Source organism: Nocardia sp. NPDC049190, assembly GCF_040648115.1.
Taxonomy (GTDB): domain Bacteria; phylum Actinomycetota; class Actinomycetes; order Mycobacteriales; family Mycobacteriaceae; genus Nocardia.
Genome location: NZ_JBEZDE010000014.1, coordinates 59,729 through 76,410 on the forward strand (window position 1 = coordinate 59,729; position 16,682 = coordinate 76,410).

The 16,682-nt window shown below is 65.9% G+C and carries 15 protein-coding genes; 7 read left to right on the forward strand and 8 right to left on the reverse strand.

Going from position 1 to position 16,682, the window contains the following annotated elements; genetic code table 11:
* The first annotated feature begins 32 nt into the window (after window positions 1-32).
* The 3 genes from AB0B25_RS14870 (at window position 33) to AB0B25_RS14880 (ending at window position 2,084) form a co-directional block, all read left to right on the forward strand.
* Window positions 33-749: an MOSC domain-containing protein gene (locus tag AB0B25_RS14870; protein WP_357178739.1), complete on the forward strand. Its 717-nt coding sequence runs from the start codon at window positions 33-35 to the stop codon at window positions 747-749.
* Window positions 746-1,699 carry an asparaginase gene (locus AB0B25_RS14875; RefSeq protein WP_357178742.1) on the forward strand — a complete coding sequence of 318 codons (954 nt, stop codon included), beginning with the start codon at window positions 746-748 and terminating at the stop codon, window positions 1,697-1,699. Before AB0B25_RS14870 ends, AB0B25_RS14875 begins: the two co-directional genes overlap by 4 nt.
* Before the next feature lie 175 nt (window positions 1,700-1,874).
* Window positions 1,875-2,084, forward strand: coding sequence for a DUF3073 domain-containing protein (locus tag AB0B25_RS14880; protein ID WP_357178743.1), 210 nt, complete (start codon window positions 1,875-1,877; stop codon window positions 2,082-2,084).
* A gap of 146 nt (window positions 2,085-2,230) precedes the next feature.
* On the opposite strand, the gene purM is transcribed toward AB0B25_RS14880, so the two are convergent.
* The 6 genes from purM to purF form a co-directional block, all read right to left on the reverse strand.
* The gene (gene purM, locus AB0B25_RS14885) at window positions 2,231-3,307 is read right to left on the reverse strand and encodes a phosphoribosylformylglycinamidine cyclo-ligase (RefSeq protein ID WP_357178746.1); all 1,077 of its coding nucleotides are present in this window, start codon (window positions 3,305-3,307) and stop codon (window positions 2,231-2,233) included.
* 128 nt (window positions 3,308-3,435) lie between these two features.
* Window positions 3,436-5,127, reverse strand: a complete 1,692-nt coding sequence (locus tag AB0B25_RS14890; RefSeq protein ID WP_357178748.1) for an ABC transporter ATP-binding protein — start codon at window positions 5,125-5,127, stop codon at window positions 3,436-3,438.
* A complete protein-coding gene (locus tag AB0B25_RS14895; RefSeq protein ID WP_357179004.1) occupies window positions 5,120-6,061 on the reverse strand; it encodes an ABC transporter permease in 942 nt (313 codons plus the stop codon). Before AB0B25_RS14895 ends, AB0B25_RS14890 begins: the two co-directional genes overlap by 8 nt.
* Window positions 6,062-6,153: 92 nt before the next feature.
* A complete protein-coding gene (locus AB0B25_RS14900) occupies window positions 6,154-7,164 on the reverse strand; it encodes an ABC transporter permease (RefSeq protein ID WP_357179006.1) in 1,011 nt (336 codons plus the stop codon).
* Between the two features lie 119 nt (window positions 7,165-7,283).
* Window positions 7,284-8,900 (reverse strand): ABC transporter substrate-binding protein, encoded by a 1,617-nt coding sequence (locus tag AB0B25_RS14905; protein ID WP_357178750.1) that lies wholly within the window; start codon window positions 8,898-8,900, stop codon window positions 7,284-7,286.
* A 417-nt stretch (window positions 8,901-9,317) separates the two neighbouring features.
* Window positions 9,318-10,931: an amidophosphoribosyltransferase gene (purF, locus tag AB0B25_RS14910; protein ID WP_357178752.1), complete on the reverse strand. Its 1,614-nt coding sequence runs from the start codon at window positions 10,929-10,931 to the stop codon at window positions 9,318-9,320.
* Window positions 10,932-11,145: 214 nt separating this feature from the next.
* Between purF and AB0B25_RS14915 the strand changes: the two genes are divergently transcribed.
* Window positions 11,146-12,414, forward strand: coding sequence for an ABC transporter permease (locus AB0B25_RS14915; RefSeq protein WP_357179009.1), 1,269 nt, complete (start codon window positions 11,146-11,148; stop codon window positions 12,412-12,414).
* A gap of 68 nt (window positions 12,415-12,482) precedes the next feature.
* Here the strand turns inward: AB0B25_RS14915 and AB0B25_RS14920 are convergent, their stop codons facing one another.
* Both AB0B25_RS14920 and AB0B25_RS14925 read right to left on the reverse strand, forming a co-directional pair.
* Window positions 12,483-12,878: a sterol carrier family protein gene (locus AB0B25_RS14920; RefSeq protein WP_357178755.1), complete on the reverse strand. Its 396-nt coding sequence runs from the start codon at window positions 12,876-12,878 to the stop codon at window positions 12,483-12,485.
* Between the two features lie 78 nt (window positions 12,879-12,956).
* A complete protein-coding gene (locus AB0B25_RS14925) occupies window positions 12,957-13,121 on the reverse strand; it encodes a hypothetical protein (protein WP_357178757.1) in 165 nt (54 codons plus the stop codon).
* Between the two features lie 659 nt (window positions 13,122-13,780).
* Here AB0B25_RS14925 and AB0B25_RS14930 point away from each other — a divergent pair.
* The 3 genes from AB0B25_RS14930 (at window position 13,781) to AB0B25_RS14940 (ending at window position 16,466) form a co-directional block, all read left to right on the forward strand.
* Window positions 13,781-14,431, forward strand: coding sequence for a DUF981 family protein (locus AB0B25_RS14930; RefSeq protein ID WP_357178760.1), 651 nt, complete (start codon window positions 13,781-13,783; stop codon window positions 14,429-14,431).
* Between the two features lie 109 nt (window positions 14,432-14,540).
* Entirely contained in the window at window positions 14,541-15,407 is an 867-nt protein-coding gene (locus AB0B25_RS14935) for a cupin domain-containing protein (protein WP_357178762.1), read from the forward strand.
* A 114-nt stretch (window positions 15,408-15,521) separates the two neighbouring features.
* Entirely contained in the window at window positions 15,522-16,466 is a 945-nt protein-coding gene (locus tag AB0B25_RS14940) for a MerR family transcriptional regulator (protein ID WP_357178765.1), read from the forward strand.
* Window positions 16,467-16,682: the final 216 nt, after the last annotated feature.

The window sequence follows — 16,682 nt, forward strand, 5'->3', positions numbered from 1 at the left end:
AGCCCCGCTCGGCGTCCGCCACGAGAGCGTCCATGCGAGTGGGCGACCGCGGCGAAGTCCGCGCCGTCTGTGTGGTGCATGCCGAACTGGCGACGCCGGGCCGGGTCGGTCGAACCGCGATCGACAAGCGGCCGGTCCCGGGTCGGGTCGCAGTGCGCACGCTCGGCTTGGCCGGTGACCACGTCTGCGACACCGAACACCACGGCGGCGTGCACCAAGCGGTCTACGCCTACGCCGACGACGACGCTGCCCGCTGGGGCGCGGAACTCGGCAGGGAGTTACCCGCGGGCTGGTTCGGCGAGAACCTGCGCCTCGCCGGACTCGCGGTCAGCGACGCGGTGATCGGTGCGCGCTGGTCCATCGGAGACACCCTGCTCGAGGTGAGCGCGCCGCGGGTGCCGTGCGCAACATTCCAGCATTGGAGCGGAGAACAGCAGTGGGTGAAGCGGTTCACGCTACGCAGCGACACGGGCGCCTACCTGCGGGTACTCACCGAGGGCACGATCGGCGCCGGTGACCAGGTGTCGGTGGTGTACGTCCCGACGCACGGCATCACCGTCCGCGATCTGTTCACCGGTACCGACCCCGACCTGCTCGCGATCCTGCTCGCCGACGAGCCGACCCTCTCCGACGATGTGCGGATGCAGGTCGAACGGCACACGCGCAGGCATACCAACGCCGCACGAGCTGCCGAGCGCCGGGGCGCGGCGGCCGACGCCGACCACCTCGGCACGGGAGCGCAACGGTGAGTGTGGAACTGGTCGAAGTCGTCCGATCCGGCTTCCGCGAGTGCGTGCACCGCGGCACGGTGGTGGTGCTGGACGCCGCGAGCGAGCCGAGCCTCGCGCTGGGAGCGGTGCACCTGCCGATCTTTCCGCGCTCGACGAACAAGCCGATGCAGGTAATCACCTTGCTGCGCAATGGTTTCGAGCCGGTCGACGACGCCGAACTCGCCATCGCGACCGCCTCGCACTACGGCGAGCCCGACCACGTCGCGCTGGTACGCAGACTGCTCGACCGTTTCGGTTTCGACGAGGAAGCCCTCGCGTGTCCACCTGACCTGCCGTTGGATGAACGGGCCCGCGCCACCGTCCTCGCCGGCGCACAAGAACCGCGCCGAATCTACATGAACTGCTCCGGCAAACACGCCGCGATGCTCGCGACCTGTGCGATCAACGGCTGGCCCACCGAGGGCTATCTGGACCAGGCCCATCCGCTGCAGCGAGCGGTCATCGCCACGGTGGCAGACCTGACCGGCGAGCCGGAAGCCGATCTCGGCATAGACGGCTGCGGACTGCCGATCATTCCGGTCTCGTTGGTGAACCTGGCCCGGGTGTTCGCGACCATGGCCACGGCCGATCCCGGCTCCCCGGAACGCCGGGTGGCCGATGCCATCCGCGCCCATCCGCGAGTGATTTCCGGCACGAACGGCCCCGACCTGCTCACCATGCGGGCAACCCCCGGGCTGGTCTGCAAGATCGGCGCGGACGGCGTACACGCAGGTGCGCTGCCGGACGGATCGGCATTCGCGTACAAGATCGAAGACGGGCACGACCGGGCCCGAATGCCGCTGACGCTGGCCATTCTGCATCGAATGGGGGTCGATTGGACCGATGCGCATACCGAGCTGGCTGCCCCCGCGGTACTCGGCGGCGGTGCGCGAGTCGGCGTGATCCGCGCGATTCCCGGGGTCGTGTAGGGATTCCGTTCGGGGCGACAACCGGGCAAACGGCACCGGTTCGGGAGATCTTCACCCACTCCTGGAAGCGAGACCGTCAGACACACGCTAAAGTGTGTGTCAGGAAGAGTATTAATTCGAACGGGGCCGCCAACCAAACCCCAGGCCGCCCCGCAGTGACGCGAGGGGGTCAGCCATGGGCCGTGGCCGGGCTAAGGCAAAGCAGACCAAGGTTGCGCGCGAGCTGAAGTACAGCTCGCCTTCGACCGACTTCGCGAGCCTTCAGCGCGAGCTTTCGGGAAGCCCCAACTCCCATCGGAGTGGTGGTGTGCTGTCCGATGAGCACGACGCGGACGACTCCTTGTCCCGCTGGGATGAGGACGACAACGACGACTGGCGCCGCTGACTCGGATTTACGTCTGAAGGGGGAGGCCGACGGGCCTCCCCCTTCAGACGTTGTCACGGGTTGACGGACGGGCGCCGAAAAAGGCTTGCAACGCAACGGAGTCCCGCATCGGACGATGCGGGACTCCGTTGCGTTTTCCGCCGCGGTCAGAACCGCGGGTGCTCACCCACCAGGACGGCGCGCACAGCGTCGGCGTCCTTGGCCTTCTTGACCGTGCCCAGCGTCCAGCACTCGATATGCCGTGCGGTCAGGACGGCGAGCGCCCGGTCGACATCCTCGGGGGCGACGATGGCGACCATGCCGACACCCATGTTGAACGTCTTCTCCATCTCGGCCCGCTCCACCCGGCCGCGCTGCGCGATCATCTTGAACACCGGCGCCGGGTTCCAGGTCCCGCGATCCAGCTCCGCCACCATGCCGGCGGGCAGCACGCGAGCCAGATTGGCCGCCAGCCCACCGCCGGTGACGTGTGCGAAGGTGCGCACATCGGTCTCGGCGATCAGCGCGAGACAGTCCTTGGCGTAGATCCTGGTCGGCTCGAGCAGCTCCTCGCCGAGTGTCCGGCCGAATTCCTCGACGTGGCCGGCGAGCGACATGCGATCGATGTCGAGCAGGACCTTGCGCGCCAGACTGTAGCCGTTCGAGTGCAGGCCCGAGGACCCCATCGCGATCACCACGTCGCCGGGACGGACCCGATCCGGGCCGAGCACCGCATCGGCCTCGACCACGCCCACGCCGGTCGCGGAGAGATCGTAGTCTTCCGGGTCCATCAGGCCCGGGTGCTCCGCGGTCTCGCCGCCGAGCAGCGCGCACCCCGCGCGCACACATCCCTCGGCGATGCCGGAGACCAGCATGGCGACCTTCTCCGGGACTACTTTGCCGATGGCGATGTAATCCTGCAGGAACAGCGGTTCCGCGCCGCACACCACGAGGTCGTCCACCACCATCGCGACCAGGTCGAGGCCGACGGTGTCGTGCTTGTCCATCGCCTGCGCCACCGCGAGTTTGGTGCCGACGCCGTCGGTCGAGGCGGCAAGCAAGGGCTCCCGATAGCCGCCCTTCAGCGCGAACAGTCCGGCGAAACCGCCGAGGCCGCCTTGCACCTCGGGCCGGGTCGCCTTCTTCGCCAATGGCCCGAACAACTCGACTGCGCGGTCACCTGCCTCGATGTCCACGCCGGCCGCGGCGTATGAAGCACCACCACTTGGGGTCTGTTCAGTCATTTTCGGGGAAAGCTCCAAACCGAATCGGCGGATAGATGCCTGCTCACGCTACCCGAGCCGGATAACGACCCCGCACCGGTGTTGGCTCACCCTCTTGACAATGGCGCAGCCAACCGCGACGCCGTCCATCAGCCCGCCTTGTCCGCGCTGAACAATCCGGCCGCGAGTGCCCGTCGGCGGCGCTGTTCGACCGGGTCGGGCACCGGCACCGCGGCCACCAGACGCCGCGTGTACTCCTGCTGCGGCGCGCGCAGAATGCGATCGCGATCACCCTGCTCGACCACCGCGCCGTTGCGCAGCACCACGATTCGGTCGGCCAGCTGGTCGACCACCGCGAGATCGTGGCTGATGAACAGACAAGCCCAGCCGCATTCACGCTGCAACTGCCCGAACAGTTCGAGCACCGACGCCTGCACCGAGACATCCAGCGCACTGGTCGGTTCATCGGCGACCAACAGGTCCGGGTCGAGCACCAGCGCGCGGGCCAGGCTGGCGCGCTGGCGCTGGCCGCCGGACAGCTCATGGGGGTATCGGCGTTCGGCGCCCGCGGGTAGTTGCACATCGTCGAGCAGCCGACGCACTCGGGCACGAATCTCCGCCATGCTGCCGGTCTTATGCACGATCAGCGGTTCGGCCACACAGTCACCCACGGTGAGCCGCGGGTTCAGCGAGCTGGCCGGGTCCTGGAAGACGAATCCGAATCGTCTCCGGATCGGGCGCAACTTGCGCTGGGACAGGCCGGCGATGTCTTGGCCGCGCACCCGCACCGCACCGGAGGTCGGTCGTTGCAAGGCCGCGACACAGCGACCGATGGTCGACTTGCCCGAGCCGGATTCGCCTACCAAACCCACCGTTTCACCGGGACCGATACGCAGGCTGACCTCGTCGACCGCGCGAAACGGCGGGCGACCGAACGGCCCGGGAAACTCGACCACCAGATCGCGCACCTCGAGCACCGGTTCGCTGTCGGCCTCGGCGCGGACGGCCGGACCGTGTTCGACCTGTCCGGTGCCCAGATGCGGGACCGCGGCGAGCAGCGCGCGGGTGTAATCCGCTTTGGGGTCGCCGAACAGCTCGTCGACCGGCGCCTGCTCGACCACCTTGCCGTCGCGCATCACCACCACCCGATCGGCCAGGTCCGCGACCACGCCCATATTGTGCGTGATGAGCACGATCGCGCTACCGATCCGGTCGCGCAGGTCGCGCAGCAACGCCAAGATCTCGGCCTGCACCGTGACGTCCAGCGCAGTGGTCGGCTCGTCGGCGATGATCACCTTCGGCTCGCAGGCGATCGCGATGGCGATCATCACCCGCTGCTTCTGCCCGCCGGAGAGCTGGTGTGGGTAGTAGTCCACCCGGTGCGCCGGATCAGGCAGTCCGACCATGCGCAGCAGTTCCACCGCGCGGGCCTTGGCGGCCTTCTTGCTCAGGTCGCCGTGTGCGCGCAGCGCCTCACCGATCTGGAAGCCGATGGTGAACAAGGGGTCGAGGGCGCGCCCCGGCTCCTGGAAGACCATCGAGACCGCGCCGCCGCGCAGTGCGGTGAGCTGCTTCTCACTCATCGAGGTGATCGTGTCGGCGCCCAGGGTGACCAGGCCGCGCACCCGCGCGGTCTGCGGCAGCAGCCCGATCGCCGTGCGGGAACTCACCGATTTGCCCGAGCCGGACTCCCCGACGATGGCCAGTACCTCACCGGGATAGACCTGGTAGGACACGTCGGTGACCGCGTGCACGGGCCCGGCATCGGTGGCGAAGGTGACCGACAGCGATTCGATGGACAGGGCCGGGCGTTCCCGCTCGGCCATGGATGACTCAGCCATGGGTGGTGTCCTTCCCTCCGATGTCCCGCCCCACCGGGTCTGCGATGCTGTCTCCTGCGGCCACCGAAACGGCACGGCGGGTGCGCAAAATCGGGTTGAGCACTTCGTTGAGGCTCTCGCCGACCAGCGTCATCCCGAGCACGACGAGCACGATGGCGACACCGGGGAAAATGCCGGTCCACCAGATGCCGTTGGATACGTCCGACAGCGCCTTGTTCAGGTCGAAGCCCCATTCGGCGGCCTGGGTGGGCTCGATGCCGAAGCCGAGGAATCCCAGACCGGCCAGCGTGAGGATCGCCTCCGATCCGTTCAGCGTGACGATCACCGGCAGCGACTGAGTGACGTTGGCAAAGATATGCCGGAACAGGATCCGCGTGGTCGACGCCCCGGTCACCCGCGCGGCATCCACATACGGCTCCTGCTTCACCGCCACGGTCGCGTTACGCACCACCCGGAAGTACTGCGGCACGAAGACGGCTGTGATGGCCATCGCGGCCGACAGCACACCGCCGAAGCTGGTCGAGCGGCCGCCTGCCACCACGATGGACACCACGATCGCGAGCAACAACGTCGGAAACGCGTACATCGCGTCCATGAACAGCACGAGCACCCGGTCCAGCCAGCGACCGATATACCCCGACAGCAGTCCGAGCGGCACTCCGACCAGCAAGGACAACAGCAGCGAGATCGTGATGACCCAGAGCGCGGTGCGCGCGCCATAGATCACCCGGGAGAACACGTCCTCGCCGCGCACCGAGGTGCCGAACCAGTGCTGCGCCGACGGCGCCTGCTGGCGGACGAAATCGACACCGTCGGACGCGCTCTGGGCGAATCCGTACGGCGCGATCAGTGGTGCGAACAGTGCGGCGAGCACGAAGACGCCGACCAGGCCGAGCCCGAAGATCAGGGTTGCGCGCTGCAATCCCGCGGTCATCGAGAACAAGCGCAGGCCAGGCACTCCCCGGCGCACCGACGGTGGCACCGCAGGCACGATCACCGGTTCGTTCAGCAGTTCCGTAGCGGTCATCAGAACCTCACCCTCGGATCGATCAGCGCCACGAGGACATCGACCAAGAAGCTCATCACCGCGACGATCAGCGCGATGAATGCCACGATGCCCTGCACGGCGACGAAGTCGCGTGCCGACAGATACGACGCGAGCTGGTAACCGAGCCCTTTCCACTCGAACGTGGTCTCGGTGAGTACCGAGGCGCCCAACATCGTGGCGATCTGCATGCCCATCACCGTGACGATCGGGATCATCGCGTTGCGGAAAGCATGTCGTCCGGTCACCACTCGCTGGGATAAACCGCGGGCCCGTGCGGCGTCCACATAGTCCGCCCGCAGCGTCTGGATCAGGTTGATCCGCACCAGCCGCACGAAGATGCCCGCGGTCAGCAATCCGAGTGCGATGGCCGGCAGCACGGCGTGTTTCAGCACGTCGACCAGATATCCGGGGTCGCCGTACAGGATCGCGTCGACCACCATGATGTTGGTCTTCGGCGAGACGTGCTGCAGCTGCAATTCGACGTTGGTGGCGGCCCTTCCCGCCACCGGCAACCAGCCCAACTGCACCGCGAACACCAACTTGAGCAGCAGGCCGACGAAGAACACCGGCGCCGCGTACGCGAGGATGGCGAACAGGCGCACGCCGGTGTCGGCAGCCGAATCACGGTGCGTGGCCGCGTACCTGCCCAGCGGAATGCCGACCGCGAATGCCACGATCAGCGCCCAGAACACCAGCTCCAGCGAGGCCGCGCCGTAGGTGACGACGACCTCACTGATCTGCCGATTGTCCTGCGAGTGACCGAGATCACCATGGAGCAGCCCGGACAGGTAATCCCAGTACTGCGACAGGATCGGCCGGTTGAGCCCGGCCGCCTCCTTGCGCGACTCGATCTGCTCCTGGGTCATGCGCCCACCCAACGCCGCGCTGATCGGGTCGCCGACCACACGCATGAGGAAGAACACGACCGTGACCAGAATCCAGGCCGTCACCGGAATCAGCAGCAGGCGGACGCCGAGATAGCGCAGCAGCGCGAACTGGCGAGAATCGCGACCGCCCTTGCCGATTCGTGGCGGGCGCCCGGCACGGACCGCCACCGGCTTCGCGTCCGGCGCAGCTACCGTGCCGGGCCCGGCTGAGTTATCCGAACTCACTTGCTCAGCACGGTGTAGCGGAACTTGAACGACGCGTCGAGCGTCTGCTCCACACCGTGTACATCGGTGCCGGTGACCGCGATCTGCTTACCGGACAACAGCGGGAGGGTCGGCAGGAAATTCTGGGCGAGGTCACGCTGCAGTTGTGCGATCTGCTCCATCCGCTTGTCCTTGTCGGGCTGTGTGGCCTCGGCAATCAGCTGCGCGGAGATCCCTTCGTCCTCGAAATGCGACTGCAGGAAGTTGTTCGGGCCGAAGAACGGGGCCAGGTAGTTGTCCGGGTCCGGGAAGTCCGGGAACCAGCCCAACTGGTAGAGCGGGTACGCGTCACGCGCACGTTCCTTCTGATAGGTGACCCATTCAGTGGATTGCAGGTTGACGTGGAACAACCCGCTCGCCTCGAGTTGCGACTTGAGCGCCGCGTACTCCTCGGAGCTGCTCGAACCGTAGTGATCGGGGTTGTATTGCAGATTCAGTTCGACCGGCGTCGCGACTCCCGCGTCGGCGAGGAACTTCGCCGCCTGGTCCTTGTTCGGCTGCGCGCCGTAGATGTCCTTGAACGGCTCCACCGCACCCGGCGTTCCCTGCGGCACGAACGAATACGCGGGCAGATAGGTCTGCTTGTAGACACCGCCGGCCAGCGCGGCCCGGTCGACGGTGGAGGCGACCGCCTTGCGCACGGCCAGCTTCTGCTCCGGTGTCCCGCCCGGCATGGTGTTCAGGTTGAACACGATGTAGCGCAGCTCACCGCCGGGACCCTCGTGCACGGTGACCTTGTTGTCGTTGCGCAGCGATTGGATGTCGGTGGGCGTGAAGGACCGGTAGCCGACGTCGAGCGACCCGTTTTGCAGATCGAGTTTCATGTTGTCGGTGGTGGCGTAGTACTTCGTCGACACCGTCTTGGTCTTCGGAGTGCCGAGAATGCCGTTGTAGCCGGGGAACGCCTGGTATTCGACCAACTTGTTCTTGTCGTAGCTGGCGATGGTGTACGGGCCGGAGTAGCCCTTGGCCCGCACTACCTCCTCATCGGTCATCACCTTGTCCGGCGAGTACACCTTCTCATCGACGATCGGCCCGACCTGGGTGGGCAGGATCGCGGGGAAGGTCTGGTCGTCGGCGACCTTCAGAGTGAACGCGACGGTGCGCTCGTCCACGACGTCGGTCTTCTCGAGGTTGCCGAGCAACGAAGCCGGCCCGTTCGGATCGTTGATCCGCAGCATCCGGTCGAAGGAGAACTTGACGCTGGTGGCGGTCAGCGGATTCCCATTGGCGAACTTCAGACCCGCTTTCAGGGTGCAGGTGTACACCGTTGGCGCGGTGAATTCGCAACTCTGCGCCGCATCCGGCTTCGGCGTCGCGTCGCCGGGGGCGAAGTTCAGCAGATACTGATAGATCTGCGTTTCGACGACCAGAGACCCGTTGTCGTAAGCAGCCGCGGGGTCGAGCGAGAAGATCTTGTCCGTGGTTCCCGCCAGCAAGCCCACGCCGTCACCACCAGCGCCGGTCCGCCCGGAACCACAGCCCGCCAGCACCGATGCCGCCAGCGTGGCAAGGCTGACAGCAGCGATGACTCGCCTACCGGCTCTTCTCCCAGGTCTCCTTGAAATCAACATCCCGGCCCTACTTGTCGAGTGCCGCACCCTATTTCCCTCATCACAGGATCGGAGCGGACACAGTGAACTTCTGATCCACCGGGCACCGTACCCATGAAATATTTCCGTGACGTTGCTTTCGTGAAGAAAAAAAGTCGAACAATCGCACGTATTGCACTTAACGCCCGGGGCGGGCGAAAATGCGGTCCGGCGTCGAGGCTCCGGAGTCATCCGGACCGGAGATGTCTCGAGGACGCCACGTCCGACAATGGACAGCCGCGGCGTGATGGTAGCCCCGAGCCAGCACAAGCGGGCCCAGGAATCGCGGACACGCCCCATCAGGACGAATAGTGCGCAGGACGGGACACCGTCATTGCTCGGACGCGAAGCAACCGCCGACGTACGTGCACCGTATTCAGTCGAACTCCGGCCGTGCGTTCACGGACGGCTCAGCGCGCTCGCATTCGCGTTGTCGCTCAACAGCGCGGCCTCGGACTGTCCGGTCAACATGCCTTCGAGCACGTTCTTGCCGATGGCGGCCTCGGTGGGCAGCGGGATCGGGTAGTCACCGTCGAAGCACGCGCTGCACAGCCGCGAACGCGGCTGCTCGGTCGCCGCGATCATGCCGTCGGTGGAGATATAGCCGAGGGTGTCCGCGCCGATCGAGCGGCGCACGCCCTCGACCATGTCCTCGAAGCCGCCTTCGGTGCCCGCGCCGTTGGCGATCAGCTCTGCTCGCGAGGCGAAGTCGATCCCGTAGAAGCAGGGCCACTTCACCGGCGGCGAGGCGATCCGCACATGGATCTCCAGTGCGCCCGCCTCGCGCAGCATCCGGATCAGCGCGCGCTGGGTATTGCCGCGCACGATCGAGTCGTCCACGACGATCAAGCGCTTGCCGCGGATGACCTCGCGTAGCGGGTTCAACTTGAGTCGGATGCCCAGCTGCCGAATGGTCTGGCTCGGCTGGATGAAGGTCCGCCCGACATAGGCGTTCTTCATCAGGCCCTGGCCGTACGGAACACCCGAACCCTGCGCATAGCCGACCGCCGCCGGGGTCCCGGACTCTGGCACCGGGATCACCAGATCCGCCTCGACCGGATGCTCCTTCGCGAGCCGGCGGCCGATCTCCACCCGGGTGGCGTGCACCGACCGACCCGAGATGGCGCTGTCCGGCCTGGCCAAGTACACGTATTCGAAGACGCAGCCCTTCGGCTCCGGATTGGCGAAGCGCATCGAGCGCACGCCTTCGGCATCGATCGCCAGCAGTTCACCCGGCTCGATCTCGCGGACGAACGCGGCGCCCACGATGTCGAGTGCGGCGGTCTCACTGGCAACGACCCAGCCACGTTCGAGTCTGCCGAGACACAGCGGACGAACACCGTGCGGATCACGCGCGGCGTACAAGGTGTGCTCGTCCATGAAGGTGAGACAGAACGCGCCCTTCAGCGTGGGCAGCAGTGCCATGGCGGCTTGCTCGATGCTGGAGTCCGCGGCGGCGTGCGCGAGCAGCGCGGTCACCACGTCCGAGTCGGAGGTCGCCGCCGCGGGCTGCGGTCGCCCGCTGCGGACGGACGCGCCGAGCAGGCCGAGTTCACGCGCACGGCTTGCCAATTCGGCCGTATTGACCAGATTGCCGTTGTGCCCCAGCGCAAGCCCGGAGCCGACCGCGGTGGTCCGGAAGATGGGCTGGGCGTTCTCCCAGGTCACTCCGCCGGTAGTGGAGTAGCGGCAATGTCCGATGGCGATATGACCCGACATGGCGGCGAGCGTCTGCTCGTCGAACACCTGACTGACCAGGCCCAGATCTTTGAAGACGAGGATCTGCGATCCGTCCGACACCGCGATCCCCGCTGCCTCCTGCCCACGGTGCTGCAGCGCATACAGGCCGTAATACGTGAGTTTGGCCACATCTTCGCTCGGCGCCCAGACTCCGAAAACGCCACACTCCTCGCGTGGCTCGTTCTCGTCGGCATCCCCATCGGCGGAAAACGCCGCGTTGGCGGAAAACGAGCTGGTGGAAGTGCTGTCGACCGGCAATTCGGCGTTGGTCACCGTGTGCTCCCTGTTCGGGCGGGCTGGGGGCAGATTTCATTCTACGGGTGAACGCTCGACGATGATCACCGCCACCGCGGCCGGGCAGCAATCCGCGCGGCGAAGCCGCGAAATTCCGGACCCGACAGCTGTTACGGTGCGGTCCGTGACGACTACGGACGACGCGGGCACGACGGGGTCGACCACGGCCCCGGCGCGCAGGTCATGGGCACGTATGCTGCTTTTTCCGATCGGCGTGCTGACGCTGCTGACGACACTGCTCGGCATCATGTATCTCGACTATGTCGCCGATCCGGAGAAGAACCTGCACGACTTCCCGATCGCCCTGGTCAACCAGGATGTCGGCGATACCATCACGACCGCGGACAAGCAGCAGCAGGTGAACTTCGGCAACCAGATCACCGCCGCGCTGGCGCAGGGCATACCGGCCGACAAGGTCGACCTGCGGGTGATCAGCATCAATGAGGCCGAGCGACAGTTGCAGTCCGGCCGGATCTACGGCGCCATCGTGATTCCGAGCGATTTCAGCAAACGGCTCGGCATTCTCGGTGTGGGCAGTGTCATACCCGGAGACATCCAACGACCGATCATCACGCTGCAGACCAATCCGCGCGCCGGCACGTTCGGCACCCAGATCGTGCTGCGGGTCGGCAACGAGGCGCTGACCGAAGTGAACACGCAGGTCGGCAAGCAGCTGACCGATCAGGTGAACGCACAGCTGGCGCCGAAGCCCGGCGCCGCGCCCGCGCCCGCGCTGTCCGGCGCCACCCGGGTCGCGCTCGCGGACCCGATACAGGTGGTGACCCAGCAGTACCACCCGCTGCCCCACGGCACCGGACAAGGCCTCACCGCGTTCTTCTACGCACTGTTGCTGCTGTTGGCCGGCGTGGTCGGCGCGATGGTCATCCACACCATGATCGACGCCCAGCTCGGTTTCGTCCCCACCGAATACGGTCCGTGGTACGTGCACTATCCGCCGACGCCGATATCCCGGATCAAGACGCTGCTGATCAAGTGGGGCGTGCTCATCGTGGCCGCGAACATCGTCTCGGCGGTGTTCCTGGTCGTCGGCGAGGTGCTGGACATGCCGATCGACCATCCGCTCGCGCTGTTCCTCTACAGTGCGCTCGCGATCATCGCGGTGGGCGTGACGGGGCTTTCCATGCTCGCGGCAATCGGCTCGGCAGGTCTGCTGGTGAACCTGATCCTATTCGTCATCCTCGGGCTGCCCTCCTCCGGCGGCACCGTGCCGATCGAGGCGACGCCGAAGTACTTCGGCTGGCTGGCCTCGTTCGAGCCGATGCACCAGGTGTTCCTCGGTGTGCGGTCGATTCTGTACTTCGATGCCAGTTCCGACGCGGGCCTGACCCGCGCCCTGTGGATGACGATCTTCGGGCTCGCCGTCGGACTGGTGTTCGGCGCGGTGATCACCCGCTACTACGACCGCAAGGGGCTGCACCGCAGCAATCGCGCTCGCCCCTGACCCACGGCAGCGAGGCGGACGACCGGTGCGACTTGGCGGATCCAGCGCGCCGCCGGTGTGTTCGACGCTCAGTCGGCGCCGAGCCGGACGACCGGCAGCCAGTGCGCCACCTCGCCCGCTCGACTCCCGGAGGCGCTGATCGCACCGGAATTCACCGCTGCCTCGAAGTCGAGCAGTCCCATGGCCAGCAATAGCCAGGTGCGCGGATCTGTCTCCACCACGTTCGGCGGGGTCCCCCTGGTGTGCCGCGGACCCTCGATGCACTGCACCGCGACGAACGGTGGCACCCGCACCTCCACCGAGTGCCCCGGCGCCGACGCCGCCAGCGAACGCGCGGTGCTCCGCACGGCTGCCGCGAGTTCGGCGCGAGCGGGCGCGCCGGCCGATTCGTCGCGCAGCCACGCGCTCACCGCCGCCACCGCCGCCCGCGTCTGCGCGGGATCCACTGTCCCTCGTCGTGCCACTCGGCCGACCTTACTTCGCGACGGTGACACCCTGCGTGCATGGACAGAAACAATCCGACCGCTCTTGCGGGGCGAGGATCAGGCGATGTGGGTCGACTGTTTCGGGGTGGCGCGCATATCGACACAGGAGCATTCGGTGCCGTCGGCCAGAGTGCCGAAGACGCCCGGCATGTAGTTCTCGCTGAATGACGGGCCAGCGCCGAAGGCGGAGAACACGGTGGAAGAGGCCGGAGTCAGTTCCATGCTCTACGCGGGTCCATGCTCTACGCGGGTCCATGCTCTACGCGGGTCCATGCCCGACGCGGGCGACAGCCCCGCCATGCTGTCGGCGCATTGGTGCATGAGCTCTGGTGCCGTCGTCGTGTTCGGTGACGGCCACACCGGCGCGCCGATAGGCGCCGAGGTACCCGGCGAGACCCACCACGACCGACGGGGTCGTCCGGGTCGTCGCTACGCCCGGCGTCGTGATTGAAATAACAGTTGTGAGCCGCCGAATGTGCCGTGCGCCAAGCTATTTCATCGGAATGTCAGCCAGTGAAACGATAAGGCACCCGAACACGATGTAGAAAGGAGCGGCGTAAAGCTCTGCGCGTGAACGGAATATAAATGTGCGCGGCCTGGCTCTCGCTCCGCATCGAAATCACCCGCGTAACCGGCAGGCCCTGAAAACCACGCGTAGCGGCATGGCCACTCCCGGTGACGCTCCCGCCGGCATAGCGAGATGGCGTCATCAAAATGTTATCCGCAGTTCTTTCCCTAGGTCTTGTGCATGCGGCGGACAAATCGGTACAAAACAGATGTTTCACTCAATCTCCCTGTGGATCCGTTCGATTCCGTCGGTCAGACTCACTGTGCACATCGCGAGCGGTCGACAGGGCATGCCATAGGTAGGCAGGACAGACGTGATTTTGTTCAACACCTTGATGGGGGTGTGCGCCGGGCTGGTGATACTGCTCTCCGCCGACGCGCTCACCAAGATCCACAAGACCGACGCCGCAGGTGCGGCGCTGGCCGGCACCGGAGTGGCGTTGCTCGTCGTCGGAGTGCCACTGACCTTTCTCAGCGCCGTGATGGCGGTGACCTGGCCACTGACGGTGAATCCGCCGATCAATATCGCTTTCGCCGAGCCGGGGCTGATGCTCGGCGTGCTCGCGCTCGTGGGCGGCGGTGTCCTCGCAAAGGGCCACTTTCGCCCCGACGCCACCTTCACAGCACCCATTTCCTGGGTGATCGGCGCGGTGGGGCTTGTCCTGCTGGCGATTTCGTCGGCCATCTTCTCGTACAACCTGATGGGCGACGCCCCGCCCCAGGAACCGATATCGGGCCAATTCCAGGGGTGGGAGAACACAACCTTCGCGATCGTGTACCTCATCGCGGCGGTCGGATGCCTGGCGATGCCGCTCTACCGTTCCGACCGGATCTGGGCCTTCCACGTGATCCGGTGGGCATGGATCATATCCGGCCTGTTCTTCTTGTTGTTCAGTGTTCTCAACTACCGCACCCACATCGGAATGCTCATCAACAACCTGCACCACACCTCCTATAAATGGTGATCGGGTCATAGTCGAACTCCGACGAACCGGGCCGGCCTCCCCTCCGAAGAGGAGTGGCCGGCCCTCGGCGTAATCGTTCGGGCACGCGATAGCCACAGCACGAGTCGCAGTGATATGCGCCGCGTGTCGGCCCGGGCCGAACACAACTGTCGGCTTATTCTTCGCTGTTCAGACGCGTTTCCCGACACGTGGAACGAGGTGTGATGGCAACGAATTTCGAGGCCTTCGCCGACGCAGCACGGAAGGATTGACGGTGTCCGACGAAGCGAACCCGGGAAGTGATGACAGCCGCGCGACGAACGCACCCGAGAAGAACTTGCTGAATCGCCGCACCGCCATCGGCGCCGGTGCTGTCGGCGGTGGCGTGCTGGCCGGCGCACTGATCGCCGACGCTGCCCGTTCGGACGCGACGCCGCAGCACACGGATACCACCGGTGATATCAACCGGAATCTCAACCAAGCTCCGCATCTGTTCAAACTCACCGCGGCCGATCCCACCGTCTACCAAGGCGGGACACTTCGGGGCGCCAATGAAGACACCTTCCCGGTGCTGCGCGGCCAGAACGGCGCCGTCTATTTCGTTCATCTCGATGTCGGCGGGATGCGCGAACCGCACTGGCATCCGACCGCGTGGGAAATGAACTTCGTCATCGCCGGCCGCGCAAAATGGACGGTACTGGGCACGCACCCGGACGGTGCCTACCGCAACGATGTCTTCGAAGCCGGTCCGGGCGACCTGGTCTTCGTGCCGCAGGGATTTTTCCACTACTTCGAAAATGCCGGTACCGTCGATCCGCTCCAAGTGTTGATCGTGTTCAATACCAGCGCAGATGAGACCTATGACGACATCGGCATCGTTGCCGCCTTCAATTCCCTGCCTCGCGATGTGCTCGCCACCGTATTCGGTGTGCCCGTATCGGCGTTCGCGGGCATTCCGGGGGAGATCAAACCAGTGGTGATCACCAAACGCCCCTAGTACTCCAGCGCGACTTCGTGATCGTTGGTATTGGTGCTGGTCAGAACGGTGCTGTGGAGTGGATTGCGGTGTCGGGTTGAGTCTCCATCGGGGGGAGACATCAAGCTTGTGGGCATGGACGACGAGAACCTCCTCACGATCGGGGCTTTGGCCGAGCGGACCGGTTTGACGGTCAAGACGATCCGGTTCTACTCCGACAAGGGGATCGTTCCGCCGACCTGTCACAGCCCGGCTGGCTACCGCCTCTATGACGTGCACGCTTTGGCGCGCCTGGAACTGGTCCGGACGTTGCGTGAACTGGACATCGATCTGGCCACGATCCGACGCATCCTGGTTCGCGAGATCTCGGTGACGGAGGTCGCTGGAGCACACGCAGCGGCCCTCGACGTGCAGATCCGCGTGCTGCGTCTTCGGCGTGCGGTGTTGCAAGCGGTAGCCGAACGGGGTTCGAACCCACAGGAGATGGATCTGATGCACAAACTGGTGAATCTGTCGGAAGCCGAACGGCACCGCTTCATCCACGACTTCATCGACGACACCTTCGGCGGCGTCGACGCCAATCCGGCCATGGTGGAGTTGCTGCGCTCGAGCATGCCGGAACTTCCGGACGACCCCACGCCCGAGCAGGTCGAGGCATGGATGGAGCTCGTAGAGTTGGTGCAGGACACCGACTTCCGTACCGCAGTGCGGCGGATGGCCGAATATCAGGCCAAAGAACGCGCCGAGGGCGACACCACGGGCCTGCATCACGATCTGACCGAGACTGTGTGTGAGGAAGTCGGTCGGGCACTCGCGGCGGATATCGCGCCGGATTCGGCGAGTGCGGCCGACATTGTCGACACGCTGACCGCACGGTACGCCGAGACCTTCGGTCGGGCCGATGACGACCAGCTGCGGCGGTGGGTGCTCGAGCGGCTCGCGGTCGCCAACGATCCTCGCGTGGCGCGGTACTGGCAACTGGTGGCCATCATCAACGGCTGGCCGCCGCTTCCGGATCTGGGACCGGTGTTCACCTGGTTCGGACAGGCGCTGCACACCTATCTCGACAAGCAGCACTGAGATCTGCGTGCGACGCAGCGGCTGGAGCGGTGCTCGCGGCGTCGAGCGATGAGGGCGCGAGGAAACAGTGCGCAACCCAACTGAATTGGTAGCGGTCGGTGACGGGGTGGCCCGGTCCGGTGGCGGCGGGAATTCGAGAACGTGGTTCGGCGGATCGGCTCACGATTCGTGCGGGTGGAGAGCGCCGCACCACAGCGGCGATTCTGACCGGGATGG

What these genes read in the sequence shown, in the direction of transcription:
- AB0B25_RS14880 (WP_357178743.1), top strand. Translation starts at nt 1,875, where the DNA reads ATGGGCCGTGGCCGGGCTAAGGCAAAGCAGACCAAGGTTGCGCGCGAG.
- AB0B25_RS14905 (WP_357178750.1), bottom strand. Translation starts at nt 8,900, where the DNA reads ATGTTGATTTCAAGGAGACCTGGGAGAAGAGCCGGTAGGCGAGTCATC.
- AB0B25_RS14890 (WP_357178748.1), bottom strand. Translation starts at nt 5,127, where the DNA reads ATGGCTGAGTCATCCATGGCCGAGCGGGAACGCCCGGCCCTGTCCATC.
- AB0B25_RS14895 (WP_357179004.1), bottom strand. Translation starts at nt 6,061, where the DNA reads ATGACCGCGGGATTGCAGCGCGCAACCCTGATCTTCGGGCTCGGCCTG.
- AB0B25_RS14925 (WP_357178757.1), bottom strand. Translation starts at nt 13,121, where the DNA reads ATGGAACTGACTCCGGCCTCTTCCACCGTGTTCTCCGCCTTCGGCGCT.
- AB0B25_RS14870 (WP_357178739.1), top strand. Translation starts at nt 33, where the DNA reads ATGCGAGTGGGCGACCGCGGCGAAGTCCGCGCCGTCTGTGTGGTGCAT.
- AB0B25_RS14915 (WP_357179009.1), top strand. Translation starts at nt 11,146, where the DNA reads ATGCTGCTTTTTCCGATCGGCGTGCTGACGCTGCTGACGACACTGCTC.
- AB0B25_RS14940 (WP_357178765.1), top strand. Translation starts at nt 15,522, where the DNA reads ATGGACGACGAGAACCTCCTCACGATCGGGGCTTTGGCCGAGCGGACC.
- purM (WP_357178746.1), bottom strand. Translation starts at nt 3,307, where the DNA reads ATGACTGAACAGACCCCAAGTGGTGGTGCTTCATACGCCGCGGCCGGC.